Annotated in this window: 23 protein-coding genes and 1 pseudogene; 3 read left to right on the plus strand and 21 right to left on the minus strand. The window is 54.9% G+C overall.

The window, feature by feature from the left end:
- Positions 1-2 precede the first annotated feature (2 nt).
- A complete protein-coding gene (locus tag OHL14_RS01540) occupies positions 3-986 on the minus strand; it encodes an amidohydrolase family protein (RefSeq protein WP_263377543.1) in 984 nt (327 codons plus the stop codon).
- A gap of 34 nt (positions 987-1,020) precedes the next feature.
- On the minus strand, positions 1,021-1,623 hold the full coding sequence (locus tag OHL14_RS01545) for a TetR/AcrR family transcriptional regulator (protein ID WP_263377544.1): 603 nt from the start codon (positions 1,621-1,623) through the stop codon (positions 1,021-1,023).
- A 53-nt stretch (positions 1,624-1,676) separates the two neighbouring features.
- On the opposite strand from OHL14_RS01545, the gene OHL14_RS01550 reads away from it, so the two are divergent.
- Positions 1,677-2,582 carry an SDR family oxidoreductase gene (locus OHL14_RS01550; protein ID WP_263377545.1) on the plus strand — a complete coding sequence of 302 codons (906 nt, stop codon included), beginning with the start codon at positions 1,677-1,679 and terminating at the stop codon, positions 2,580-2,582.
- A 191-nt stretch (positions 2,583-2,773) separates the two neighbouring features.
- Here the strand turns inward: OHL14_RS01550 and OHL14_RS01555 are convergent, their stop codons facing one another.
- The 12 genes and pseudogenes from OHL14_RS01555 to OHL14_RS01600 all read right to left on the minus strand — a co-directional run bounded on the left by OHL14_RS01555 (position 2,774) and on the right by OHL14_RS01600 (position 17,934).
- Positions 2,774-4,300: a serine hydrolase domain-containing protein gene (locus OHL14_RS01555; RefSeq protein ID WP_263377546.1), complete on the minus strand. Its 1,527-nt coding sequence runs from the start codon at positions 4,298-4,300 to the stop codon at positions 2,774-2,776.
- Positions 4,301-4,603: 303 nt separating this feature from the next.
- On the minus strand, positions 4,604-6,976 hold the full coding sequence (locus OHL14_RS01560) for a winged helix-turn-helix domain-containing protein (RefSeq protein WP_263377547.1): 2,373 nt from the start codon (positions 6,974-6,976) through the stop codon (positions 4,604-4,606).
- A 682-nt stretch (positions 6,977-7,658) separates the two neighbouring features.
- Complete coding sequence (locus tag OHL14_RS01565) at positions 7,659-8,855, minus strand: sensor histidine kinase (RefSeq protein WP_263377548.1); 1,197 nt, start codon at positions 8,853-8,855, stop codon at positions 7,659-7,661.
- The gene (locus tag OHL14_RS01570; RefSeq protein WP_263377549.1) at positions 8,818-9,243 is read right to left on the minus strand and encodes a response regulator; all 426 of its coding nucleotides are present in this window, start codon (positions 9,241-9,243) and stop codon (positions 8,818-8,820) included. The genes OHL14_RS01565 and OHL14_RS01570 overlap by 38 nt, the downstream gene beginning before the upstream one ends.
- Positions 9,244-9,372: 129 nt before the next feature.
- Positions 9,373-9,537, minus strand: coding sequence for a hypothetical protein (locus OHL14_RS01575; protein WP_263377550.1), 165 nt, complete (start codon positions 9,535-9,537; stop codon positions 9,373-9,375).
- Between the two features lie 305 nt (positions 9,538-9,842).
- The gene (locus OHL14_RS20280) at positions 9,843-10,151 is read right to left on the minus strand and encodes a hypothetical protein (protein ID WP_449727807.1); all 309 of its coding nucleotides are present in this window, start codon (positions 10,149-10,151) and stop codon (positions 9,843-9,845) included.
- Positions 10,040-10,866 (minus strand): annotated as a pseudogene (locus OHL14_RS20285) (hypothetical protein). The gene OHL14_RS20280 and the pseudogene OHL14_RS20285 overlap by 112 nt, the downstream one beginning before the upstream one ends.
- A 494-nt stretch (positions 10,867-11,360) precedes the next feature.
- Complete coding sequence (locus OHL14_RS01585; protein ID WP_263377552.1) at positions 11,361-11,765, minus strand: hypothetical protein; 405 nt, start codon at positions 11,763-11,765, stop codon at positions 11,361-11,363.
- A 19-nt stretch (positions 11,766-11,784) separates the two neighbouring features.
- Positions 11,785-12,165 carry a helix-turn-helix domain-containing protein gene (locus OHL14_RS20095; protein ID WP_396270678.1) on the minus strand — a complete coding sequence of 127 codons (381 nt, stop codon included), beginning with the start codon at positions 12,163-12,165 and terminating at the stop codon, positions 11,785-11,787.
- A 3,184-nt stretch (positions 12,166-15,349) separates the two neighbouring features.
- A complete protein-coding gene (locus OHL14_RS01590; protein ID WP_263377553.1) occupies positions 15,350-16,102 on the minus strand; it encodes an SOS response-associated peptidase in 753 nt (250 codons plus the stop codon).
- 394 nt (positions 16,103-16,496) lie between these two features.
- On the minus strand, positions 16,497-17,357 hold the full coding sequence (locus OHL14_RS01595; protein ID WP_263377554.1) for a TIGR03435 family protein: 861 nt from the start codon (positions 17,355-17,357) through the stop codon (positions 16,497-16,499).
- 148 nt (positions 17,358-17,505) lie between these two features.
- Entirely contained in the window at positions 17,506-17,934 is a 429-nt protein-coding gene (locus tag OHL14_RS01600) for a hypothetical protein (protein WP_263377555.1), read from the minus strand.
- Positions 17,935-18,579: 645 nt separating this feature from the next.
- Between OHL14_RS01600 and OHL14_RS20290 the strand changes: the two genes are divergently transcribed.
- Positions 18,580-18,804, plus strand: a complete 225-nt coding sequence (locus OHL14_RS20290) for a carbamoyl phosphate synthase preATP-grasp domain-containing protein (RefSeq protein ID WP_449727806.1) — start codon at positions 18,580-18,582, stop codon at positions 18,802-18,804.
- Positions 18,805-19,271: 467 nt separating this feature from the next.
- Here the strand turns inward: OHL14_RS20290 and OHL14_RS01605 are convergent, their stop codons facing one another.
- Positions 19,272-19,463, minus strand: coding sequence for a KH domain-containing protein (locus tag OHL14_RS01605; RefSeq protein ID WP_263377597.1), 192 nt, complete (start codon positions 19,461-19,463; stop codon positions 19,272-19,274).
- Positions 19,464-19,618: 155 nt separating this feature from the next.
- On the opposite strand from OHL14_RS01605, the gene OHL14_RS20100 reads away from it, so the two are divergent.
- Complete coding sequence (locus tag OHL14_RS20100) at positions 19,619-19,909, plus strand: DUF3761 domain-containing protein (protein WP_396270699.1); 291 nt, start codon at positions 19,619-19,621, stop codon at positions 19,907-19,909.
- A gap of 5 nt (positions 19,910-19,914) precedes the next feature.
- On the opposite strand, the gene OHL14_RS01610 is transcribed toward OHL14_RS20100, so the two are convergent.
- From OHL14_RS01610 to OHL14_RS20110, 6 genes are all read right to left on the minus strand, one after another.
- Complete coding sequence (locus OHL14_RS01610) at positions 19,915-20,883, minus strand: phytanoyl-CoA dioxygenase family protein (protein WP_263377598.1); 969 nt, start codon at positions 20,881-20,883, stop codon at positions 19,915-19,917.
- Positions 20,884-21,147: 264 nt separating this feature from the next.
- Positions 21,148-21,477, minus strand: a complete 330-nt coding sequence (locus OHL14_RS20025; RefSeq protein ID WP_317890386.1) for a KH domain-containing protein — start codon at positions 21,475-21,477, stop codon at positions 21,148-21,150.
- 301 nt (positions 21,478-21,778) lie between these two features.
- Positions 21,779-22,732 carry a tyrosine-type recombinase/integrase gene (locus OHL14_RS01620; protein ID WP_263377556.1) on the minus strand — a complete coding sequence of 318 codons (954 nt, stop codon included), beginning with the start codon at positions 22,730-22,732 and terminating at the stop codon, positions 21,779-21,781.
- Entirely contained in the window at positions 22,729-23,835 is a 1,107-nt protein-coding gene (locus OHL14_RS20105) for a tyrosine-type recombinase/integrase (protein WP_396270701.1), read from the minus strand. The genes OHL14_RS01620 and OHL14_RS20105 overlap by 4 nt, the downstream gene beginning before the upstream one ends.
- 316 nt (positions 23,836-24,151) lie before the next feature.
- The gene (locus OHL14_RS01625; protein ID WP_263377557.1) at positions 24,152-24,814 is read right to left on the minus strand and encodes a tyrosine-type recombinase/integrase; all 663 of its coding nucleotides are present in this window, start codon (positions 24,812-24,814) and stop codon (positions 24,152-24,154) included.
- 74 nt (positions 24,815-24,888) lie between these two features.
- Positions 24,889-26,232: a tyrosine-type recombinase/integrase gene (locus OHL14_RS20110; RefSeq protein ID WP_396270682.1), complete on the minus strand. Its 1,344-nt coding sequence runs from the start codon at positions 26,230-26,232 to the stop codon at positions 24,889-24,891.
- Between the last annotated feature and the right edge of the window lie 266 nt (positions 26,233-26,498).

Below are 26,498 nucleotides of genomic sequence, written 5' to 3' on the forward strand. Positions count from 1 at the left end.
CCTTAGCGAACGACTGATTGCATGAGACGTTCCCAGTTTCCATGAGCGAAGAGTTCCTGATCCTGCGAAGAGAGGCTGGATTGCTCTAGGAAGGCACGTCCTTCTCCACCGGGCCGATATTGATAGGGGTAGTCGCTCGAAAACAGGATGCGTTCAGGCCCTACAGCAGTTATGGCGCGGTGCAGATAGTCGTGGCTCCACATGCCGCTCGGGGTGACGTACAGATTCTGTTTGAAGTAATCCTCGATGGGGCGTTCCAGCTTCGTCACACGCGCAAGCGACTTGAGTCGTTCGAGGTAGAAGAGGACGACCTCTCCCCAGTGGCCCAGGATCACCTGCAGATGGGGAAAGCGGTCGAAAGTGCCGGAGAGGATCAGCCGAACGAACTGGATGCCGGCTTCATAGTGCCAGCCGATGCCGAAGGTCGCGAAAGACATATCAACCCGCTCGTTAAAGCCTGAGTAGAGGGCCTCCCGAACAGAAGCCTGCGGAATCTGCGGATGGATGAACAGTGGTACACGAAGCTCCGCTGCGGTTTCGACCAAGGGAAGGAAGTCGGGATGATCCAGATTCTTGTCGCGCGTCCGGCCACACAGCATGGAGCCACAGAAACCCAACTGTTTTACACAGCGTTCCAACTCCCGTGCCGCTTCCTGCGGTGCGGCCATGGGAAGCACGGCAAAGCCCTGGAATCGGGTGGGATGCTTAGCGATTGTGGCCGCTACAAGATTGTTGGTTTCCTGTGCCAGTCCAACGCTCTCCTCTGGCTCAAGGTTGTGGAGAGCGGGTGTAGTGAGGGAGAGGACCTGCACATCGATCCCGCTCTCATCCATCAGAGCCAAACGTCCTTCGCCCAGATCCTTAATTCGTTCTCCTATTTTACCCTGCTCGAAGACCGCCGTTCCTTCCGAACCGATGGTCGATGCATCCCACGCAGCGATTATCTCTGGAGTTAGGAAATGTTCCTCAATGCTGACGATCTTCATAGAACCTCATTTCCGCGTAGCAGGGATCACTCGCTCATTTAGTCTTGCGAGAACCTTTCATACTGTTTGGGCTACTCACGTCTGAACTGTGGGTTTCGGCTAGGAGAAGCCAGGCGCTAAGCCCAAACTCGAAGCCGCTGGCTGGTTTGTTCTGGCCGTGCACCTTACCTGCCTCCAACGTCGCTGCTCCATGCAGTAGGGCCCAGAGTGCGACCGCGGCCTCTCCCGCATGTGTCTCTCCCGTGATGCGCTGCACTTGTTCGACAGTAAAGGTCCACAGGCTCTGGCGAGGCGAACCGACATGATCAGGCGTATGAAAACTCATGAAAACTTCGTAGAGATTACGATCGTTCTTTGCGAAATGCAGATAGGCGTCAGCCATCCTGCGGATGCTCTTGGCCGCATCCGCAGGGTGCGTCGCTTTTCGCAAAACCAACTCTAATCGGCGGGCGCATTCGTCCGCGAGAGCTCCCTCAAGTGCTGCCCGGTCGGAAAAGTAGCGGTAGATTGCGTTCGGCGCGAGGCCGAGAGTAGCCGCTATCTTTCGCAGAGACAGATTGCGAATGCCGTCGCTCGACAGCTCATCAAGGGCGGCTGAGAGGATGGCGTTTCGGTTTGTCTTGGAAGGAAACGGCATTGTGAGCAGTGTACACCTTTACCGGGAAGCGGATGAGGTGTACAGTGAACACCATGAAGATGGATGGTGTTCATCTTCGGCACGCGAATGGAGCAAGCATGGACAAGTCTAAGGATGTCGTGATTACAGGCGTATCAACCGGTATAGGCCGGGAGACAACAAGGTTGTTCCTTTCGAAGGGGTATCGAGTTTTCGGCACGGTGCGAAAGCAAACTGATGCTGACCGTCTTCAAAAGGAAATGGGGGATCGCTATGTGCCCCTCATCATGGATGTCACGGACGCGGATGCGATTCAACGAGCGAGGGAGAAAGTAGAAGCCATGCTCGGGTCCAACAGGTTGGCAGGACTGGTCAACAATGCCGGAATTGTTGTGAGCGGACCGCTTTTGTATCTGCGGCCAAGCGAGTTCAGACGCCAGCTTGAGGCCAACATGGTGGGCCCGCTGATGGTGACGCAAGCCTTTGCTCCGTTGCTTGGTACAGACGACAAGAAAACGGGGCCGGTAGGACGCATCGTAAATATCAGTTCGACGGTAGCGAAGGTTGTACCGCCTTTCCTAGGTGCGTATGCCGCCTCAAAATGGGGACTTGAGGGAATGTCGGAGGCTTTGCGCCGTGAACTTATGTTGTTCGGTATCGATCTTGTAATCATTGAACCTGGTGCGGTGAATACCGCGATGTATGACAAGGGTGAAACCGACGATCTTAGCGAGTTCAAGACGACACCTTATTGGGGAGCAATCGAGAACTTTCAGAAGTACATTGTGGCAGAGGGACGCAAAGGGCTCTCCCCCGAACGGCTGGCCAAGGCGGTGTATGTAGCACTGACCGCAGCAAAGCCAAAGACCAGATATGCGGTTGTGCCGCAACGCTTGAAGAACTGGACGCTGCCGAGGCTGCTTCCAGACCGGGCGGTCGATAAGGCAATCGCAAAGCAGATGGGATTCGTCAAAAAGTAAGCGCAGGCAAGTTGCCCACCACAACGGGGGAGATCAGTCAGCGTGGAGTATCCAAGATTCGGAAGATCTGCTACGGCGAGAACAGGCCAACGCACTCAATAATGCCGGTTGGCGATGAGCGCATTGGCGATAATGCGTTGACTGAAGATCATTTGAGCCGACCTGAGTATTCAGCCGGACCGAACCGCAAATCAACTTCGAGACAATGTGAGCACGAAAGGCAGCCTAACATTCTTGATGTTGGGGTCACCCGCAATGGCAAACACTCTGCCTAGCAGCCAATTCTCAACCGGAAGCAGTTTGACCTGAAGTGTCCTGGCCGCGGTTCTCACCGCATCCGGCGAATCGATATTCCCGGTACACAAGCCTGTAAACGCTTCACCCTCCGACCTCAACTCTGTGACTACCTCCGCCCGGCTGCTCCCTATTGCCAGAGTGGCCGCATTGTCCGACTGGATTCTCAGTTCTACCGGCATATTGGCACCACCGCCTTCGAGCGTTCCTTGCCAGCGTCCTCTCCATGCCATAGTCGCAACGAAGGGTCTGCTCGGATAGCCGCAGTCTTCTATAGGTCGACGCCAGTCCGGCAGGTAGTTCGTTAGCACTTCGTCGCACACGCTGCTGGCTAGCTCCCACCCGTTGGACCGATTCGTGACGACGACGCAGGCCAAGTCCTTCGATGGGACAAAGCACATCCTATTGGCGACTCCCGGATCCCCGCCGCTCTTGAAGAAGAAGGGAACGCCGGAGGTGGTGCGGCTCCTGAACCAGCCAAATGTTGTCGCTACACCCGAAGGCCCCGTGAAGACGGGCCGATGCAGTTCCTCGATGTTCTTCTCGCTGAGAATCCCCGCTTGTCCCATCGAACCTCGTCGCATATTGAATACAGCGAAACGGGCAAGATCGTGAGCGCTTGCATACAACTCGCCCGAAGCAGGCGTGGATGTGTTGTAGTGGGGAATAAGACGGCCATGCGCATCGTAACGTGCCGCACCACTCTTAACTCGGACCGTATCAGTTCCGAAAAAGCTGTTGTTTAGACCAAGGGGCGCCAGGACTCTTCGCTGCATAAGGGGACCCAACTCGGTCTGCGTGAGGGCCAAAATAATTGCATTGAGGGCCGCAAATCCGAGATTGCTGTACTCATAGCAGATTCCCGGAGGGTACGCGAGTCGGCCGTATGTTCGAAGAAGCGTCCTGGAACTGGGGACGAGTCTCTGTTCTTCCGGTCCGTAGCACTCAAAAATACCAGGCAAACCACTAGCGTGCGCACCGAGCAACCGCACATTCACCGCTTCCGCGTTGCGAGCGGTGCCGACGAGTTGGCATCCAGCGAGATATTTATTCGCGGGCTGGTCCAACGCTAGTTTGCCCTCAGCCACCAGCGTCATCATCGTGGTCGCCGTGAACGGCTTGGTGATGGAGGCCAGGCTGAACGGGGTATGAGGTGTCGCCTTGACGCCCGCTTCCCGATTCGCCCAACCAAAACCTTCCTCCCAAACGACCCGGCCGCCCTGTACCACTGAGACAGCAACTCCAGTCGCGGCCTCGTGGCTGATTGCCTCCTGAATCCGACTGCGTATCGGATCGAAACTTACCTCGCCAGCCTCATCATGGAAGATCGTTGTACCGGCGTTCTGCTTCTCTGCCGTCAGGGTCCCGAGCGACGCCGAAAGCATCCATCTCAATGCTTCGCGACGGCTTGGGTGCATGTTCATGCGCATCCTCTTCTGCGCATAGCTCGCTTCTGCGCAGGATCTTCTAGTTATATCTGGTTGAGTGTCAATCTGTTGCCTCGGGCTGCACTGGCGACCATACTTAGATTGGCAGCGCTACGCTGGCTAGGGTCTGTCAATCTGCCCTCGATTAACCTTCAGTTGGTGCCAACAGGCCGACACACGTTTCCAGCCGGAAGCAGCTCGAATGGATACTCGGCAATTTAGCGTGAATTGACTATGACAAGTTGGGATTTTCTAGTTGTTTCAAGATAGGAACCGTATCGGCTTTGTCTCCTGGCCCATCTATCGGGCCAATGTACCTGTTTGCAAAGTAGCAAACTCTTGTTTGGCCTGCTTGAGGTACGTTGCATAGGGATCGGCGTGGGCCCATAGAGCAAAGAAGTGTTGGTAAGCATCGATTGCCGCCGCGCGATCGCCTTCGGAGGCAAGAGTCTCGCCAAGGCCGAGCCACGAGAGCGTGTAGTCCACTGATTCTGATTCGATCTCGCGATGAGCGATGACCGCGCGATATTCCTTTTCTGCCAAAGAGAACTGGCCGGTGGATCGATACAGATCGCCGCGAAACTTACGTGTGTAAAGATCGCGGTCATCAAGCGGACGCGTTGCTTCCATGAGGGCAATTGCTTGCTGGGCATGATGATTAGCGAGTGCGCTGTTCGCCTCCACGAGTGGTCCAAAGTAATGCCGGGATAGTGTTCCTTGAGGATACTTAGAGCGCAACGCCTGCAGATCCGCCTCCGCGGTCTTGAAGTCGCCCGCCTCTGCCAACCCCACCAGATCGTCGCCGTCCTCGGGGTCGAGGGGCACGCTGCGAAAGACGCGGATGCCATTCTCTCTGTCGCCAGCCTCGATAAGATTCATGCCAATGCTTTTCGTGACAGCGTCCGCAAGTCCAGAAAGACCCTGCTGACGAAGTAGAGCTGTCAATTCTTCAAGCTGGCGACGGGCATCGTCGAAGCGGCCTTCTTCGATAGCCATGTAGGCCTGTTCCATGCGGCAATACGCAGCCTCCGGGTGGGCCTCGATCCACGTTTGCTGCGTACGTAGAAGTTCAGGATCCTGGAGCAAAACAGCGATCTTAAAATAGCCAGAGCGGATACGATCTCCATCCAGCTTGTGCGCAATGGCGCTGTCGAGCGTAGCGCGCGCGCCTTGTAAATCTCCAGAGGTCATCTGTCCGAAGGCAGCATCCTCATAAAGGGCCTGGTTTATCGGCATGAGCGCCAAAGCCTTCAGTCCAGAGGCCGCTGCATCGGCGTGGTGGCCAAGGTCCCGCTGCACAATATAGAGCCCATTCCATGCCTGGACGGAGTGAGGATAAAGCTCGGTCCAACTGCGGAAGTTTCTTGCAGCTGCGAAGAGATCCTGGGTGGAGTAGGTTTCGTAAAACGCGGTAATAGCCAAACGAACGGGCTCGCTCGCAGTGTCTTTTACCTCGTAGGCCTTCATGACCGCTTCACGACCGTTTACAAAGTCATTGGTGGAGAGGTAGTAGACGGCGAGACTGTAGCGCGCTGCGGCAAAGTTCGGATCGAGTTGGAGAGCGCTTTTCAGCAGCGTAATGGCGTCGGCAAACTTACCCTGGTTCGCAAGAAGAAGTGCCTGGGTATAGTCCTTGAGCGCCTCCAGAGACGCGGTGTTTCCTGGGAGGAGCGGCGTGTCGAAACGGGCGATGCTGCGGCGCGATTCACCCAGCTTTCGGCGGAGACTCGCAGCAATTCTGTCGATGCTGCGAGGCAAATCTTCCGGCTTGTCCGCTTCGTATTTGGCTGAGGCTACCGCTAAGCCATCGACGCAGTTACTGGCTTCCTCCGTGATAAGGAAGTGTTGCCCAACCTTCGCGATATTGCCTGACAACACACCCTGACTGTTCGTGCGCTCGCAGAGCTCGCGAGCCATCGCCGGCGTCATGACGTCACCAGGTTTGTGCATCATCTGCGTCAAGGTTGCTTGAACGGTTGAGTCCGGAACCACCGATACATAAGGACTCTGTGCCAGATCCATGCGGAGAGCCTGGGTCAAAGACTTATCGAGGATGGCGTCGCCTGTTGTGCCCTCTATGGGGACGAGTACGACCTGCACCGGCGCACCGCCCGACCGGTCGAGCCAATGTTCCCAGCCCAGCCAGCCAGCCGCGCAAACCGACAAGACGACGATCGATGCACCAGCGATCCAATAGATACGCCTCTTTACGGAAAGAGGGGCTAGCGGCGGTTGGGTGACGTTGCCGAACAGGAAAGCCGACTCCGGCGTGTCCATCTCTTCTTCGATGGTGATCCGGGTAACGGATTGCGTGGCTGTGACGACCGTCTGATTCGGAGTCGGCAGCTGCTCCTGAATCGCAGCTGCAAAGCGATAGCCGCGTCCAGCGACCGTCTCGATGATCTTTGTTCCGGATGTGTGCCGCGAGAGGGCTTTTCGCAACAGGAAGATGTGTTGGGTCAGGTTGCTCTCTTCGACGAACGACTCAGCCCAAAGCGTGCGCAGCAATTCGTCCTTCGACACTACCCGATCGGCATGATCTACCAGATACAGGAGCACGTCGAAGGTTTTCCGATTGAGCGGTATGGGCTCGTCACGCCAACTTAGCTGCCAGCGGGCGCGATCGATTTCATACCCCTCAAACTGGACTGAATTATTCCCTAAACGAGTCATGAGCAGACTGAGCGTTCACAGTGTGGCGATGATCCGGAGTTTCAAGGCGCCGTGGTGGACGCCTTGGAAAATTCGCCGAACTGAGCGAAGCGTATTTATATCGTTCGTGGAACCCGACACAGCCAGTATAGCAATGCCAAATCTGCACGATCGAAACCCGGATTCCTGCTTGACCAATCGATACTCTCTGCTGGGTTGTGTGTAGAAGCGAGGTCTACGTTGACCTTGACAGGCCAAGCCACTCTTCCGGCGTTATTCGGAAGGCTTATATCAGGTGGGTACTCATAAATGGGATGGGAGCTGGACTAACGAGTCTCTCCCTTTTTGCCAGCAGATATTGAAGTCACTGGTTTCGCAGTGCACCTGCAACCGGGCTCGGACCCAGGCCAGGATCTCTTGGCGTCGACCAGCAGACCTAGCCTGATGTCGTATTGCCTTCCACTGGCCAAGCGATGAGCCGCGTCGCGCCTCCGATCTGCCGTGGAGGCATGCTGCGGATCTTCCATGCAGGGGGCGTCGCCATGCATCCAGATAGCGTGGTTCGTGCCAACAAGCGACTGCTTACCCTGTGACTCTAGGATCTCTTTTGTTTTCGGTGTGCGTTGAAACCAAGCCATGGTGTTTCCCTGAATCTCTCTTCTGTTCATTCTTTCACTGCAAGCCGTAATGACCTAACCGCCGTTCATGCTCGTCTCCTGGTTTGGCCTGAGGGTGCCCGTACGGCTTTGTCTTCACTGAGTAGCCCCGCATGCCGCCCCATGGGGACCGAACCTTCACCTTCGACGCCGGGGTTCACCATATCCGGGTCAGAGAAGCAAACCCTGAAGACCGTGCCGTTAGAGCGTGACCGTATGGAGCTATAAACCTTTACGGAGCCGCCGTACTTCGCGACAAGCTGATATGTGACCCATAAACCAAGCCCGGTGCCGGCCTCTCCCTTGGTGGTGAAAAGCAGTTCTCCAAGGCGACCGATGGCCTCGCGAGAGATGCCGTTCCCGCGATCGGCCACAGTGACGGTGATCTTGCACCTTTTTGCATCACGGATACGGACGATGAGCTGTCCACCGCTCGGCATGGCGTCGATGGCATTGGCGATCAGGTTGGAGAAAGCCTGGCGCACTTCGCCTGGGTAAGCGAGAAGGGTTTGTGAGGATCGATACTGCCGAATCACCTCAATATGCCGCATGAGGAGGCGAGTCTTATACAGAACCAGAATGTTTTCCATCACCTCGGAGGGAAGAACCTCCCGTACGGTCTTCGAGTCCCGGTGATAGTGCAGCATCTGCTTGGTGATCTCACCGACGTGATGCAACTCTTCCTCCGCCATGCGGAAGCATTTGCGCGTCTCCTCTTCATCCGAAAGGTTGCGTTGACCGATATAGAGAAGGTTCGAGATTGCCTCTAAAGGATTGTTGATCTCATGGGCAATTGATCCCAGCAACCGCCCCACCGCGATGCTCTTCTGGCACGAGAGCAAGAGCCCTCTGGCCTGGGCCAGTTCGTCTTGAAGCCCCTTACGCTCCCGTGCGGTCTGCACGGCTCGCATCGAGGAGATTGGCAGCCGGTTCATCTCCTCCGGAGTAATCACATCCCAGACAGCCAAACCATGGTCCCGAACGAGACTCGCCCTTTCGCCTTCCGAGGCGAGAAGAATGATTTGAACCTCGGGATGGGTATCGCCAAGGATGCAGAGTGTGTCTTGGGACAGATCCGAGGCTGAACAAAGAAGCAGGTCTACATCCCCGCTCTCGATCTCCCGGAGCATGTCCTCGAAGGTTGCGATGTGAACGAGAGTGATATCGGCATATCGCCCGAGGGCGTTCTTGGCGGAGAGCGATCGCTCACTCTGAGCTTCGAGTTGAACGATCTTCATCTTCATGGAGCTGTTTCCCTTCCCAAAGATCTACGTCTAAGCGTCCATCCAGGAATTCGTTCAATTCCACCAAAATCCTGCGCGGCCCGGATCGATAGATCACCCGGTCCGCGAGCGTATGAGATGGGATGTCAAGTTCAGGGCTGACGAGCATCGCAACGCACTCGGAAGGGCGGAGGGTTTTCACAATACCGCAAAGCTTTTCGCCTTGTGCCAAGCCTACGTTGGTCGCATCGATCAAGACCAGATCTGCGGGATCCTTCAGCGTCTCGCGTACGGCCTCTTCCGAGCCACATGCAGTGAAGACAATGGCTCCGCTATCTTCGAGGAGCATGCGGCGCGTTTCGATCAAAACCCTGTCGTCATTGATGACCAGAATGCGAGGTTTGTTCATGAGTGTCTCAAGCGTTTGGATGCAAGACCGGACGACGAAGCTGCATGACGATGAGGTCGAAACCGACGGGGTATCTCAATCGAATACGTTGCGCGAACTTTCTTCTCCTTTCCCTGCTTAACGCCGTACCTAGCGGGCAGGGATCGCCAGACGCCCTTCGTCGATCAATACGACGAGATGTTCGGCCACGAAGAGCAGATCGCGTTTCATCAGCCTCACCGGAACGGCCTCACCGATGGCGGAGAGGACGCGGATACCGGTAGCATCCAGGGCGACTCTCGGCTGTGAAAGCATGGACCGGATGGCCCGGATGCGTGTTTCTACCCGGAGCGGATCTTAGACAGGTGGGCGTCTCCACAGTGACTTCCCACAAAACAGAAGATTGGGAATACGACGTCGACAGACGGCATGCGAGATGCAGGCACCGTCCGCATAGCGCTTGATACCTCTGATATGAACGCCGGTTGACCCGGGAAGGCAGGCGATGTAGCTCGTGTTCTCCGGCCCCGGGCAAAATCAGACAATGGAAATGACAGAGTGTGGAAAGCATGAAAAACCATGATTGGTCTCTCCTTGGCGGCAAGTCTGGACAGTTGCTCTCAATAAGCCGCTTTCAGAGAGAACTGTATCTGCCGTGAACTTCCTGCGGTGCGGTTGATAAGACCAAAGCCAGAACCTAGGATCGTGTTCGAAGGAAGCCCCATATTCACTACGTTAAAGATGTTGAAGAATTCAGCGCGAAACTGCACGTTCATCAGTTCGCTGACGGATCTACGTTTACCAAAAGGAGTATCTTTCACAAGCGATAGGTCGAAGTCGTAAAAGGCGGCCCCGCGGAAGGTGTTACGACCGAGAGTACCAAAGCGACCTTGGTTTGGGCCCGTTCCACCCGGAATGTTAACGGGGATCGAGAAAAAGGAAGCATTGCTATCGCCTCGGCCAAAGTAATCTTCACGCCTTTTGCGAGCCGTAGAGAGAGAGAGGGCGCTGAAATCTGGTCAGGCCGGTCGGCATTTGAAGAACCCGCCCCGGTCTGCTGGATGCCAGAGTAAACCGTGAACGGGGGGCCGCTACTAATAGTTGAAACGTTGACTAACTGCCACCCATCTGTGACCTTGCGGTTGAACCACCTGAGAGACTTCATGCGCCCAAAGGGAGCTCTTGCGCAAGACTCACCGTGAAGGTGTGCGTAATGTCAAAGGTCGAAGGTCCCCGCTCCGGATGGGTGTCGAACGGGTTCTGCGGCGCAGCCTGTGAGATGGCTCCAACACTGCTAGTCGCCGACGTTCCCGCAACGGTGCTCGTGTCGTCAATGGATTTGGACCAGGTATAGCTGGCCTGGATGCCTGGTCCCCCATGACCGGTTTGCCCGGCTGCCGAACGCTGTAGGGAGTGGTAGCTGGAGTGGGAGTTCGCGGTAATCTCTGTCTCGGTGCCAAAACCACCAATGGCTGTGCCCGCCGCGTTGAAGCGTGTGAAGTTTGCGAAAGCGGGGGTTGCCCCCGGGTAAGCGTTCGGAAAGCTTACTCTCGAGAGTTTGTAGGCGGATGTTCCAACGTAACCGACTGAGGTGGTGAGGCCGCCCAGTGTGCGTTCGAGACCTAAGCTCCAAGTTCCCAGCATCGCGTTTCCGAAGTTGCGATCGATGGCCTGAACGTTCTGAGGAGCCGACTGGCCGGAAAGCGTGTCCAGATCTCGCTCCAGTCGATCGATATCGAGGACAGTATTGGCGGGCACGTCCTTCGTCTTGCCGGAAGCGAAGAATTATCGCCTAGAAATCGATTCCATGGTTGATGGTCAGGTCCGTCGAACAATCCTGGGGAGTGTAACGACATTCATCTAGCGTCTCCCATCCTGGATGGGCGGTTTGCACACGGTTTGGCTTGATCGCAGCTCCCGAGACAACGGCCTTATCGGAAGGTTCGCTGCGTAGTTGCCGAAAATGCGGTCGGTGTTTCCCTGCCAGATTGAGTGTCCCATCGGCCAAAGCACCTGAGAATTGGTTTCGGTTCAGGGAGGGGTGCAGGGGGAGGAACGGCCTCTGCCGCTCCCGGGACAGCGGTACGGTAACCATCCAATACGGAAAATGCGGGAGCCTTCGGGCTCCCGCTCTTCTGTTAAGCAGCAACGTTCTTCTTAGTAGCCGTCTTCGCCGTTGCCGACTTGATGGGCGTATGTGGTTTGCGAGTCGACTTCGCGGACTTGCTGGCTGCTTTCTTGCTCGTCTTCTTCTTATCTGTCGGAGGGAAAAAGACTTTCTCCGCCTCGGTGAGCAGGGCAATTTCGTTCTCGCGAGGGATAGATGCATGCCCTGTGAAGGCGAGCCGAAGAGCGAAGCCTGTCAGCTTGTCGTCTGCGAGACTGGCGATGGTTGCCGCCAGAACTTCCTCATCGGTTCGCTGGTCATTCTCGTCCTCATCACGGTAGAACTCCGCGATGGCATCCAGCAGATCGTATGGATCGAGAGGGATGAGAGCGAGAAGGAAGGAACGCCACTGTGCAGCGGTGAAGCTAGATGGCATCTTTCGGCGCCGCGTTTGGTTACAGTCCGCTAAACAAGTCTGCGAGACTTACCTTCATTCCAAGCGCAATCACTTCAAGCATGTGAAGTGAGATCGACTTTTTACCACGTTCGACGTCAGATATGAAACTGCGATCGATGCCGAAATCTACAGCCATACGTAGTTGAGTCATATTGTGAGCTCGCCTGAGTTCACGAAGTCGCAAACCGAATCGTGAGCTAATGTCACGCGGGAGAGTGTCGACTTGGGCAGCTACGGGAACCAAAGGTAAAGACTGCGTTGACGCCATTGTGAAACTAGTGCGGTGCTCCACTGAGTTGAACCGGCGAGTGAATGACGGGGCAGAGTGGCGAAAATTTGTTACGTGAGTTGGCGCGAGAGCACCATAACAGTTGTGCATTTGGACGAACTCCGGGTGGGTTGTGGTTTGATCAAGCTCGACAATCTACCTTGCCATCCGGCAATGGTCGCTGCCACCTTTACTACTTTGGTACCTGATCTACTGATTGATACGTCAGGTAATGATCAGAAGATTGCAAAAACACGCTCGTCTTTGAATATCCTACATATACAACTAATTAACTGCGGATGTTGCGAAGCAACTAGCGTTCAAAGTCTCCAAGCACCGATTACGAAGGCATTAAGTCGGGTCGGTAGAACGGCAAGCGTAAGACCCGTTAAACAGAATATTCGCTTTCTCTTTGCTTACACTTCTCACAGGGGTAGCGAGCGATCCTACACACGCTAGCAGAGGATGGCAGGAAAGATCTGCTACTGGTGCAAGCGTCCGTTTGACAACGCACCGTGGCAGTGTGGGGGACCAGCCGGTGAAAACTGCCATCCTCGCCCGATCACAAGGTGTACGTGGCGTTCTTCCAGCGCTCAGAGGGCTGGGTCTATCACTTCCTAAAGGCAAACGTTCAGACATCCGTCGGTCGGATTCGCGCCTGCAGTAGCGCAGACCTGCTTAGGGACCTCATCGACCGAACACCAACGAAGCTGGGCCTCTCAGCTAAGCAATCGGTAGAGAGTGCTTTCAGGAATGGACGTGATGGACTCTGGCTGGAGTTGACCCAGGAACGATATGGCAAACTGAAATGAGCTCAGGCCTGATCCGTCGGGGGCGCAACCATCACATCCAAGGGGTTGCAGCGGTGGTTAGATTGAGCTTGTTCTAGCGTTTGCGTGAGATCAGATGTGATGCGGATCTTGCAGACTTTGCAGATCGACTCGTCAATTCGACCTACCACACGTTCAACTCTCGACATGTTCGAATCATAGACTCTTTATTCGGTACCTTTGTCGTCTGTCGAAGGCACCTTAGGAGCTGGACGCCTTTGACCTGCGAAGGTCGTGAGAAGATCGTCGGCGGAGATGAGCAGATAACTGCCATCAGAAAAGTGCACGACAAACTCGTGCCCAGACAGCGTCTCCAACCGCGTAATTGTTAGGTGTCGGTGGGGCATACGATAAAAGACGACGTGCCGTCCAGGGAAGACTCAGAAACGCGGCTTACATAGTGAGATGATCAGATCCCGCAGAATGAAGAGTCCATCTTGTGCGATAGACTTCTACCCATGTGCGGACGGTACGCCACCGGACGACAGAAGCAGCAGATAGCTGAGGCCTTCCAGGCTGGGAAGATCTCTATGGTCACGGGATACTGGCGCGGTCATTGGAGTGATAGCGAAGTGCGACGGCAGCTACAGGGCAGATGGCCTCACACCAGGGCGTTCCGCGATCGTAGAAGGCGGTCCGCATCATGCCACTCGCAAACTCGGGGTGGAAGCAGGAAAAGAAGCGCACGTAGACCTCGGAGCACCCACAACTGAGTCAATCCAGGCTTGCGAAGCGAAAATGATTCTGGCAATAGGCTCGTGGAGGGAGATGAATGTGTCTCCCTCCTCGGTTGCTTACGAGATCAAGACATGGCTTCGTAACGAAAGTTGGCTTCTCGGAAGTAATCCCTAGTGTTTCTCAACTGTGGTGAGATCAAGCCAATGCACTCACTAGGTGTCCCGGATCTTCTTGACAATCGAAACTCCTTGAAAACGGCGTTATCGGCAACTAAGCTCAACAGCCTCCTTACCCTTCAGTGGGAGCCAAAGGAGTTCGCCGTCAAACACCATCGGGTCTGCACCACCCTCGCCACAATCAGCACATCCCATCACATACTTAACGTAAGCCTTCCAGCCCATAGACCGCACAACGGTCGGAGGCGGGTCGATGAAGCGTCGCTGCCTCGCGATCTCGTAGGCTCACGGATACCGCCGAGCGAACTCAAACAGCACCTTTTTGTCGACCGAGCAGGCATCTCGTCTGGCAGCGGGAATTGGTCGAGGAAGTCGCGCAGGAATCCGGCATTTGCTGCCTTTTGGGGACTCTTCAGCCGGGTTTGCTACCGGGATGATCTCGCGGTCGCTCCTTGCCTATGATATGCGGCTGAAAATACTTGCGAGTCGTAGGCGGCACGGACAGCAGTCTGCGGTGAGTCAACCGGAGGAAGATGAAGAATCGTGATGTGCTTTTTGGAGCCGTCATTCCCACCGGGGGCGTGTGTCCACGCATAAGCTGTCTTCGCCTTCGTGTGGTTCGTGAGCATAAATACCTCAACGACCCCATCCCATACTTGCCCCTGCCCATACTTTTGTCTCACGGGAATACTCGACATGTGTATAGAACCCACGCCGTGCGATTCTAGGATTGCTTTACTCAGATCTTGAATGGAGTTCATCATCAGCCTCCTGCGCGATACGATGCAAACTCGAACGCGACAGTTGAACGTCGATTCTGAGGATGCTTTCGTATTACCGTAAGCGGTCGATTGGAGTCGATTCGTGTCCGGGGTCGATCCTTCCGATGCACTCTCAGGTACGTCTGTCGCCTTGCGGATGGTGGACCGAGTCATAAAGCTCTGCGTGTCTCGACATCCAAGCTAGATAGGTAGCAAGAATGTGCGTTCTCAGCTTGGGCGAGATCGGCCTCGTTGTGAATGATTTCAACGGAGGCAACCGTTAGGAAGCAGGAATTACAGATGGATATCCATGATCGATCAGGCATCTGTCTATGAAAGAACGAGCGCATTGTTCGGTCGTAGTGAAGGAGCATGTGGGACGTGCCGCTGTTGGGAGCCTCAGTTCAATGGTCATGACGAACGCTTGCGCAGTGCTTGCGCTTCGGGAAGAGTGGGGCTTCCGCCGGTCGCAGTCAGTTGCTTAGTGGTGAAACACCTAGCTTACCTCGCACGCGGTCAACCTGAGGCCAACCCAGTTCTTCTCCGCAACCACACTTTGAAGTTGCTGGATGATTCCTTGAACCTCCGTGACGATGGCTGCGTACTCTGCTCCACCTAGTCCCTTGACGAGATGTGACCGCCGCGATGCATTTTCGAGCAAGAAAATCAGATCCTCAACCCTGGAGAGCTGTTGCAACTGCGTACGAATGACGGGCATCAGGTGGCCTTTCGTGGTGCGATGGGCGGAGCCGAAAAATTGGTGTGGGTTGACACTAGCCCTTATTGGCAAAATCGTCTATCGGGTAGCCGACACTGTCCCTACACGTTCGTCTTTGCGAGCAGTACCCGGTCAGAGGCTATTAAGGGGAAGCCCGGGAATCGGCTGCGGACACTCCAGCATCTCCGGCCCGTTGTTCTTGACGTTCCCGACCAGTGGATTGCAGGGGTGCATCTCCATAAGGTCTGACTCGCAGGGTCGCAGCAGGTCGATGGGCGGCTGGTCTGTGATGGTTCGATCTAGCCACCTTGCCCAGTCCCTCTCGTGAAGGATGACCGGCATACGGGTATGAATCTCGCTCATAAGCTCGTTGGCTTCGGTGGTGACGATGCTGAAGGATTGCAGCCATGTATCGGGCGTGTGGATGGACTCGCTAGCTGGTTTCGGTTCCTTCCAAGCGTCCCAGAGGCCAGCGAAGGCGAACGGTTCGCCACTCCTGAGGCTTATTGCGTAAGGCTGCTTCACTGGCTTCTTCGCACCGGTATCGAGGGTCTTCCATTCATAGAACAGATCAGCGGGGACGATGCAACGGCGAGACTTGAATGGGCCTTTCCATGTGCCACTGCTGGTGATCGTTTCGGCTTTGGCATTGATCGTTGAGAAGCCCTTCCACTCCGCTAGCGACTTAGCGAAGAACGGAACCAAGCCCCAACGCAGCTTCACCATCTCCCGCTCGGTAGAGTCCCGCTCCTCACGGATGATGGGCTGGAACGTGGACGGGGCTATGTTGTAGTTCGGCGCGAACGGCTCCTCGAAGATCTTCCCTACGTGGAAGACCTCGGCTATTTCCTGCTTATGTCGTCGAGTTGCGTAGCGTCCGCACATGGAACCACCTCATAACGGGTCGGAGTTCAGTCCTGCTTCTCCGGGAACGATGCAACGACCGCGACTACTGGAAGGAATGCCATAAATAATCCGATCATCCAGCGAATCGGGGGAGTTGACCAAAACAGGGCGTAGAATTCGATGGATAGCACGATAAAGCCCAGAATCTCTGCACGTCTTCTCACGCGAACCATGATAGCGAACTAGCTGCGGAGCGTCTTCATAGACTGCTCCTCCTGAGCCTCGGTCAGCAGTGTCGGAGGATGTGGTCCCACACGTCCCTTCATGTGCGATACTCCGGCAAGTCGGATTCTCGGCGACTGCGACCAAACCTTAGGACAGTGCCGCTTTTTGGAAGCAACTGCATCGCTGCTTGTGAGCGACTCCGCGCCCCCTAGTTGGGAGTGGGCTCATGGAGACTATCGACGACAACAACCAGGACAGGGCCCTTCGACGACGTCAATCTTAAACCGAGTTGTTCGCGAACGGCTGTCAACAGGTCTGGGTCGTTACTATCCGTATTTGGAGGCGTGTTGGCTGGAAGGAAGTGCAGCTCAAAATCGAAATGACCATCCAAGCCAGTGTGATCGAGTACGCTACGCTGAAGTGGCACGCTTAGCACCATCGCTAGGAATGGTATCGGTATGCCGTCACCCTTCATCAGGCCGGCGTTCCAGTTGATGTTTCCATGTTTAGGGTCCGCCGCAGGCTTAAGCTTTGAGCCGCCTTTATCGATCACCAGTTCGTAGATCGGTTCCGTTCTTGTCTCATAGTGAACCTTCAGGCCGAAGCGCTCTTCGAGAAGGCTTCGCATCATCAGCATGTCGGGAGTCGGGTCATGACTCAGCAGATGCTGGATGGTTTCTTCCATGCTCATGTCGTCAATCTTTTTCCAGGCCGGAGCGTCTTCGTAACTTACCTTGGCCGCAACATCGTAGCGTGCGTCCTTTGCCCATCCGGGTAAGCCGATCAACTCGTCATCGCGCAGTTCCGGTGCGGTGAAGCCATAAGCCTGACTTATCAGTGTTCGGAGTGTAACCCCGGTGCCACCGAAGCCATCAGGGTTTGAACCCCAACGCATGTTCGTGTCATTCGGATCGTGCTTGTGGATCGAGATCGTGTCCCATTCCATAGGCGGCTTCGTTGGGACGGCCGAAGGTAAAAGGGCGAAGGTGTGCCCGGTTTGCGCTTGCACGTTCGACGTCGAGACCACCGTTGTCAGGAGCAGACCTGCAAAGCAAAGAAGCCGAATCATGCCGTTAGTCTACATTCTGAAAACCGCTCGACACATGGCCTGTTCATCTTCCATGAGTGTTCTTGGGGCTAGGATAGGCCGAAGTCCCGCGAAGTCGCATTTTCAACGTCAATGCCAACGAAGCCTGAACGGCGGCGGTTCCTAAAATTCAGATGTGTCTCAAACGAACGATCGCGTACCCAGTGAAAAGAACTGAGCCGCCATAAAAAGCGATCAGCATAGTTCCGTAGACATATCCAGGCTGTAGCCAATCCCATGTTTCGTCATGACCCCAGTTGAGGTAAGCATCAAGTATCTTGGTCGCCAAGAACTGGTAAAACGCTCCGGTTATGACGGCGAGAAGGAAACATATCCATACCGCAATCATCCAGTAGTTTGCTATGTTCTCAGTGGCGGGGAGATGCAAGATCTTATCGGTAAAAGTAAGCGTCAAGGCCAACGCCGCTCCGCTCAACTGAATGTATGTTTTCGCATTATCGCTGTACATCAACAAGACCTTCTGCTGACGGTCAAAGGTCGCGTTAATGTCTTCTGAGCTTGCGCTCTGGATTGGATTACCACGGATCTTTTCGCTCATGTGCGGCATGATAGCAGTTGGATATACTGAGGCTCTCGCAAGGCTGGTGAACGATGTGTTTTGTTCCCAAAGGTCGAAGCATCGGCAACATCGCTGAACCTTCCGATAATTCCGTTTCCAGGGCACCACCCCAACCCAGATTTTCCGGGATGAAAGATGCTCCTTATCTCTCAACCAAATCAAAAGATCACGGACTCAGCATCTGTCGCCTCATGCACGATCACCGGAAATCCTAAAGATGTTGACGTAATTACCAGCTTTCGCTTGCCATTGATCGTCCCGTTGCTCTTTGTCTTCAGGGCGAATACCTCGATGCGTAGGGAGGTCCACGACGGCCTGAAGCTGCCTTCGGGTTTTGGCCATCGAGACGGTGACGGCGCCATTAGCTGTGGCGCTGCATGTGAGGTGGTGGTGGAAGAAGCTGCCCTTGCGGAAGTCGTAGCTCAGTCCGTCGGCCTGGGAGAGGGGTGACTTCGCAGTGGTCGGCGGGGAAAACGCGGAGGGTGAGCGGGCCGACGGGGCTGCTTCACTTCTTGCGTGAGGTCGCCGAAGAAGCCAACGGGTCCCTCTGCTGACTTATGGGGAATCGGTCGAATCAGTTAGACGTACCTCGCCTAGATGGACTTGAGCAGAACGAGCTAACACATGCCACGCGGGAATGACGCTGCGAGGAACTTGTTGCTCGGCTTCGGGTCAATTGTGATCGGGCAGTCTTCCGAGTGCGACTTCTCTGGCATGCACATGTGTAAAGCGCCGCAATCCGAGCGCGATGAGGTCGTGGGGATAAATCGAACCCGACGTCGATCATACCGATCTTTAGCTAAAGACCGCAGGTACATCGGGCCGCTGACGCCTGAGCGGAATGCCTAGACGACTCACGCTTTACGGTCTAGCAATGGGGCGTTCCACGCGCTAGTACTCCCATTGAGAGGATATGCCATTTATGGAGCCGAGTAGAGGACTCGGATCCCACAGCTGGTCTTGCATGGAGTTGAAATATGGCATAGGCCAATTCCATTGTGGCTCGTCGTCTTTCTTGTCCGTGCTAAGCTGGCGTCACCTTAGAGCCGAGAATTCACCGAGGTGAACGACATGTCTAATGCACCACGCCCTTGTCAATTCTGGCGTCAGCCCGATCATCTCGAGGAAGCGAAGTTCACGTTCATTGCTCCCGATGGCACGCTGACGTACATTTGCGAGGAACACTCGGTGGAATACGCAACCAAATTTCCCGATTCAATCGTGAGACCGTTTATAGCGCGAGAGCAAACCTAAGCCGGGTGCTGCCAGCCCTCTTGGCGCATATGGGACGAACGGCGTTCGGTGCGACTTAGAATCTACCTTGTCACTAAATCTCCGACGAGATCGAGCAGGAACTTCAGGCCTTTTGCTCGGGAAACTAAGGACAAGATCATTCGCAACGACACCACGGTCCGGCCGCTTTGACCGATGAGCTTGCCAATATCTATTCGCGCCACTTCGACAGAAAAGACAGTTGTATCAATTCCTTCTAAGGTCTCCACAGCAATATTCTCGGCTCTTCGACCGGAGAGCGAACGAGCATATCAAAATGCAGGCAAACTTCTGCGGAAGATTTTGCGGCCAGACGGGTGTCGAAGTGAAAGTGGATGACACCGCTAATATATTCAGGTAGCTTGTTTGGATCGAGAGGGCACCGATGCGAATGAAAGTAATCACCTTACTCGGGCTTATCCTTCCTTTTCTCGTCGCGGCGCAGCAGCCGACGCCTCGCTCGTCGGGTTCGACGTCACCCCCGAGTGCTCCCTCGGTCGGCCCTTCCAATGGTCGTCATTACACAAACAGCTCAGGACAGCTTGTTCATTCTCCAATGGGGGCGCCCTCCGCTCCAGCTGGGGCAACTGCCAAGTGCGGCGATGGGACTTACAGCTTTAGCCAGCACGCTCGCGGGACATGCTCACATCACGGCAGCGTCGCCTTCTGGCTTATCCACTAGCGCGGTCAAACCCACTCTTCAAGATACGGCCAGCGAGTCGGGCGGAATGACAGGTATTGCGCCACACGCGGTCGAGCGGAAGTGTTCGGGCTGGCTCCATGAGGTAACGACTGGTGCCAGATCACCATGTCGCCACGCTGCGCTGCAATGGGCTTCATGCACAACGTAGCCAACGCATGCTTCCGCGCATCGACACCCTCGGGCAGTTCTTTCAGCCACGACTCCAACCGCTTGTGAAACCCCGGCACACAACTGAACGCGCCCTGGTTCTCGGCCACATCCGCAAGATACAGAATCCCCTGAACGCCGAAGTGATGCGGCGGTGCGAGCGTTGTGTCCCAATGCAGATGCGGTCCAGGAAACGGCCAGCCCGGTCGCACTGGCGGATTCAACCCACCTTGATCGACTGTCGCCCACAGATCCTCGCACCCCCACAGCTGTGCAAATGCCTTCACTATGCGTGGTGCATAGCGGTTCGCTACCAGCGCGGGATGCCGCAGCAACGGCACCCATATGCTGTGCCCAAGCTTTTCTGTGTACCAACTCTCGGAATCGTGCGCACTCATGCCGAGATATTCGTAGATCGCCAGTTCCGCGGCTTCTGCAGCCTGCGCAGTCACCGCGTTCTTCAGTACCACATAGCCATGCTCATCCCATTGCTCTAGGTCCGACTCGCTTAGCCCTTCCACCCCTTCGAGAAGGCCCACCTCGGATCCAATCGCCATACCCGCCATTGCACGTTGCAACCGTTCAAGCCGCGCCTCTTCTATTACCCCGCCGTTGCATTCGAGCACCCAGGCTTCGAACTGGTGCAGCGTCGGCCGCGATCCGTGCAGGTAGCGATTGACCTCCAGCACGTTCAGTCTCAGCCCAGCTAGAAGCGTCTGCTGGAGGTCCCATGGCATCGCGGCACCACGCTCCGATTGAAGTACCTGCTCCCAATACTGCGCAATTTCGCGGATGCATGAGAGCATATGAGTCAAACGCCACCTCCTCTGAACTAGTGCGGGGCAAGCCCACATCGGTTGGTCGCAGAGTTACACGCCCATCATAAGTACCCGCTCAGCGCCTTACCTCACCTGCCAGCCTTCGGATTTTGAGCTACCTCCTGGTTCGCCGCTCCCCATCTCCTACAAGCGCTCTGGATGATGATTGTCGGCAAAAGACCCCGAACTTGTGCGCTTCTTGGGAAAAATCTACCGAAAAAGGTCGAGCAACAAGAGACCCAGCTAGCAAAGCTAAGTAATATCTTCCCCGATATCGAGCGAGTACCGTTGTCTCTGGGTCTTCGAGATTGCGGACAAGATCGTTCTAAATGAACGCGAAGTGCGGCCACCAAGTCCAATCAGCTTACCTAACTCTTCGGGTGCGGCCCCGACCTTTAACACGACACTACCGTTCGGCATGGAGACTGATTTCACCGAGACGCACTCCGGCTTGTCCACCATTGCTCGAACCATCATGTCAAAAAGCAAGCATACTTGGGCGGAAGACTCTGCGGCCATAAGCTCAAACCTCTTCTTGAAGAATAGTGGATCTATCGTAAACGAGCCCCAGTCCAATGCCATATCCGGTAAGACTTCGATGTGGGCTTTTCTGCAGCGACCGGTTCCACTATGGGCTACGCAGCAACAACTAGCCTTACGCTGGGCATTCAAGCATCGCAGCCGATTCAATCTCTAATACTGGCGTTTCCAAAACCATTGGCGCCAGCACTCGTCGTCACACAAGACATCGAAGTCGTCTTGAACCATCTCCGCACGAACGCCAATTCTGCCACAGTTGCTGCACTCCGCCAATTCACGCCGCCGCGCCCACCAGTCTTTGAACAGAGACCACATGTACCTAATCGTATGCACTTCAGTCCTTTCATTTAGACGGGGTATCGGGGTTGCATAGCCAGTTCACATCCTTGGGGCTCAAAATAGCAATGTGATCACTGAATCGCTCTGGAGTGAGGTCAAGGTACTTGTCGGTAGCACCTAGACCGGATTGCCCCAAATACGTCGCCAAAGCCGGGAGCATTCGGTTCAAGCTCGCTCCCTCCAAAATCCAAGCGCGGATGCGATGAACAGCGAACGTTGGCTTGAAATCGAGCAAACGTGGTTGAGTTGCGTTCTTGTCCAGTGTTCCCACGTTAGCGATTTTTCGTAGTCTACCGAAGCTATAGGTCAATTGCGATGGCTCAATGAACTTGCCAGCCTTATCCGCAAAGAAGGGGTGGTCTTGCGCCTCGCCTGTCGACTTGTCATCGACAAAGTTGCTCAAGAGCGTGCGAAGCTCATCGCCAATCGGGACCTCTCTCGATCGGGAGAATCGACGATTCGAGATGGTGAGCAGACTCCTCTTCAGATCGACATCACCTTTCCTCAGATCGAGTACCTCACACGGTCTCGCCCCTGTGGCATAGAGAAGAATCAAATACGTCCGTAGCGTCCGTGCATCGACAAGACAGTTCGCCCTTGCCTGACTACTTTCGGTCGCCTCCAAGATCCGATGAATCTCATTCAGACTGTAGATGTAGGGGCAATAGGTAAGCCGACTGCGCTTCGGCCGTGGAGGCATCAGAAGAGACATCATTTCTCCCCGGCATGTCCAGTAGAAGAAGAACTTTTGTAGTCGCAAATAGTTCGCATGCCAGTTTGCTGAATTGTTTACAGGGTCTCGTAGATAGGAGGCGACCTGCTGAGTGGTGATCTCAGAAATCGTCGTATCTCCCACATGTTTGCTGAATCTCCAGAAGTGTCGCTCCGCTTGGTTATATCGGAGTCCGCCTGACTGCTTGTAAAGGACGTAAGCCGCGATGCTCTCCGCCAGTTTCATCGAAGACCACTTAGGCTAAAGTCAGCAACTTGGCGTAAGGAGGCTTTCGAAGACTTCGCGTAGATTCCGACGGATCTATTGTTCTGGTGCCCCAGAAAGTGAGCGATCTCATTCATCGGAACGTCTTTGTCGAGAAGCTCGGTGGCGCAAGAGTGCCTCAATGCGTGAGTACTGTACAGGGGTGACTTAATACGCAAGCGCCTCATACGATTCGCAACGATGCACCGCAGGGAAGCGTGCGCGGTAGAACGAAACGGCGGCCTCAAGGTGACGAAAAAATTGGGGCACTCGGACTTAGGCCTTCCTGTGACCAAGTAGTTATTCAGAGCAAAGGCTACTTCTGAGGAAATCGGAAATCGCTGTGTACGACCACCCTTTGCACGCCTGACTGTGAACGTTTCTTCGGTCCAATCGATGTCACTCAGCAAGAGCGATGAGACTTCTACGCTTCTCAAACCGTAAATCGCAAAGAAGAGAAGAACAGCATTTGCTCGCAGATCAGATGGCTTGTTTGATGTTCGAGCTGAGAGCATCCTTCTCACCTCACTCCAGGCCGGCCCCTTGGGATTCGGATCGGATCTTGGTGGATTCCGAAAGTGAATACCCGTTGAAATCAGCGATGGTGTCCATCCTCTTGACTCAGTAAAGCCAAATAAGCTTCGAAGAGTCCGACATACCGAAGTGATATATCCCGGCTTCATCCCAGCAAGACTGAGCGAAGCGATGTAGTCCAAAATGTCAGTTGAGCCGAGGTTTTCGAAGTACTCATGGCGATTAATTGCCCATCGTAGGAACCTCGAGGCTATGGATGTGTAGCCTCGAACAGTCGCCGGAGTCATTGATTTCGCATCAGCGACGAATCGAATGTATTCCGGAAGAACGTTACCATAGGGAGGAATCGGCGGCGCGTCTATAGCCAGCGCATGGTGGAAACGCAACCAAGCAATCGCAGTACTGGTAAATGCGGTTGATATTCCAGCCACGCTCGCCTTTCGATGACAACCAGGAACCTTTACCCATCGTTTACTAGCTTCTTGGACCGCAAGTCGATTCATCGGAGTGAGAGAGGAAATCTCAAGACACCCGACAACATTCAACAACATACCAGCGACCACGCGGACTCTGGCTAAGCTAGTTCCCTGCTTGTGAAGGTGTATGAGGTATTGTTCTCTTTCCTTGAAACAGACAGCGTTGCGATGACGAGCACGCGCAACCTGTTGCTTAAATAAGTCTTCGATCAATGGGCACCATTTTCCTAAGACGAGTCGAGAGACACAAGAGTACCGGTTCCGGTTCCCATTACGTCCCACACCGCGTCCCAGGACTACGGTGCCACGAAGTTGAGCAGAGGATGGAGGGCGAGCTTGTCATTCGAATCCAATGCCGTCCTTGCTCCGGCCAGCCACTATTCAAGAAGACTCAAATGGTTCGTACAAAGCTCATGACATCGTGCTCATCTTTCCAGTGCGTGCCCCCTTTGTTGGGGCAAAGCACATCGAGGTATTTCTTATATCGACTCGGCGTCAAGCGGAGGTAGTACTCGCTCGATAACAGATTAAGCGAACCCATATACGCAGACAGCAGAGGCAGCATAGAATTCAGATCCGCATCGTCTTGTATCCAGCCGGCGATGCGATGGACGGCAAAGGTATGACGGATATCGGTAAGCCTCAACGCCGAATCATATCCGTCCGAACGTACCAATGGGATCGTCTCGCAGAGGGCTTTGAATCGCAACCTCAAGGTTGATTGACGGATCGGTGCTCCCTTGACATCGACGAAGACATGCGCGTCAACTTCCTTTGGACATCGTTTGATGAAGCAGTTCAGGGCGGCCATGACTTGATCGTTTAGAGGAATGCTTCTGCTCCGCTTGTACTGGCTGTTGTAGAGGCACAGGAGCTTCTTTCGCAGGTCGACGTCTTTGTAACGCAAGGCAAGAACTTCCGCTGACGTGGCCCCAGTCCCATAGAGGACCAGAAAAATCATTTGAAGGGTATTCGGTGCGATCTTCGACCCGGCACGACGGGTAGGCTGTGCGGCGTGGGTGTAGATCGATGCGATTTCAGTATGGGTATACACGTAAGATATAAATCCATGTACGCCAGAGGCGTCTTTGCGACTCGGGCGCCCATTGACACTCCGAAGTCTTAGCTTCATGGCAGAAACTCTAGACTGAAAGCGGCCACCTGCCGCAGGGCTTTTGGGGAGCACTTCGCGTACGCGCTTACCGACTCAACGTCGCGATGTCCGAGGAAATCGGCGATCTCCCGTAGGGATGCTCCGATCCGTAGGAGTTGTGTGGCGCAAGAGTGGCGGAGTGCATGCGAGCCCGTTGTTTTTGAAGCAATTGACAGCTCTGACATTCGCCGCCGCACCATCATCCCTACAGTATTCGTCAAGATGGGACGGTAGGGTGGATAGAGAGTTACGAAGAGGCGTCTTTCGCTACACTTCGGGCGACCGAAGCGGAGGTACTGCAAGATCGCTCGCCCCACTTCAGACTGTAGTGGAAACCTCTGCACGGGGCCCCCTTTGCATCGGCGGAGTGTAAAAACCTCGCCCTTCCAGTCGAAATCGGTCAGCAGAAGCGTCGTAACCTCAGATCCCCGAAGGGCATAGACCGAGCATAGGTACAGTACAGCACGGGCCCTCAAATCCGGGTAACTCAATTTCGCTGGGTAGTTGAGCAGTTTTTTTACATCCTTCCAGGACGGCCCGCGAGGTTCGGGGTCATATCTGCGCGTTCGCGGGCTACGAACCTTCTCCGATAATCTAGTGGCAATGAGGCCCTCTCGTTCGCAATAGCGAAAAAATGAACGCAAACCTTGGCACTTCGAAGCGATAGTTCCGTTCACACATCCGGCCTGCCGATGTCGGTCTAGGAAGCGGCTAACGTCCTCAACATCAATCGATTCCAGAGAAGGATGCCGCGACTCGGTTGCGTTCAAGAAGTCTCGTACGATTTGCAGATAGTTCACAACAGTACCAGCCGCATATCGTTCTTTTATGAACATGCCGAACCGCAAGAAACCTTCGTCATAAGGCCCTAAGGCTGGGGGTGTAGTGCAGATCATGTTGCTAAATCGCAACCACCGAAACGCGGCCCGTTCGAACTTGACGGCGGATGCGTTCGTCACACCTGCATATCGACAAGCTATAGCTGCTTGCCATTGTTTGGCCGCAAGCTTGATCTCGGATGCGTCTACCAGTCTCAACTCCTTGAGCTTTAAAAACTCTATAACGTGCAGGGTCTCGCGGGCGACGATTTGAACGTTGGAAACGGAGGTTCCTTGCTGCAGGAGGTGCCAGAGGAAGAGTTCACGTTCTTTGAGCAAAGGCGCATTCAGATGAGCCTCAAGTCGGTGTGGGCGTCGCACGAGCATTTCAAGAGCTGATCGAGAACATTCAAAGCCATCGCCAGCAGAATGGGCGGCGTGCCGCGTAGGTTTCGCCATGCGAGCATGGTACGCCCCCGGACGGACTGCGCCTGCGTTCATGTGCGGATTCGTCAAAGCAGCTCCCGGTTGCGCAAAAGACGAGATTTTAGGCAACGTAGCGCACTTGCCGAAAATCCGCCTCTTACTGGAGCGGTGGCACTTGAAGCGCCAAAGGAACACGTAGCCGCTAACGCGCCAGCAGATCCCTACGTTTTAAACGTGGATCGCAATAAAGAGCGATGGCCTCCCTAGTGGCGAGGCTACTCAGGCAGTGCGTATGTGCTGGTCACGCTGAACTTGCCGGCTGCGCGAGGGCTCCCAGTTCC

The sequence above is a fragment of the Granulicella paludicola genome, from assembly GCF_025685545.1.
GTDB classification, from domain to species: domain Bacteria; phylum Acidobacteriota; class Terriglobia; order Terriglobales; family Acidobacteriaceae; genus Granulicella; species Granulicella paludicola.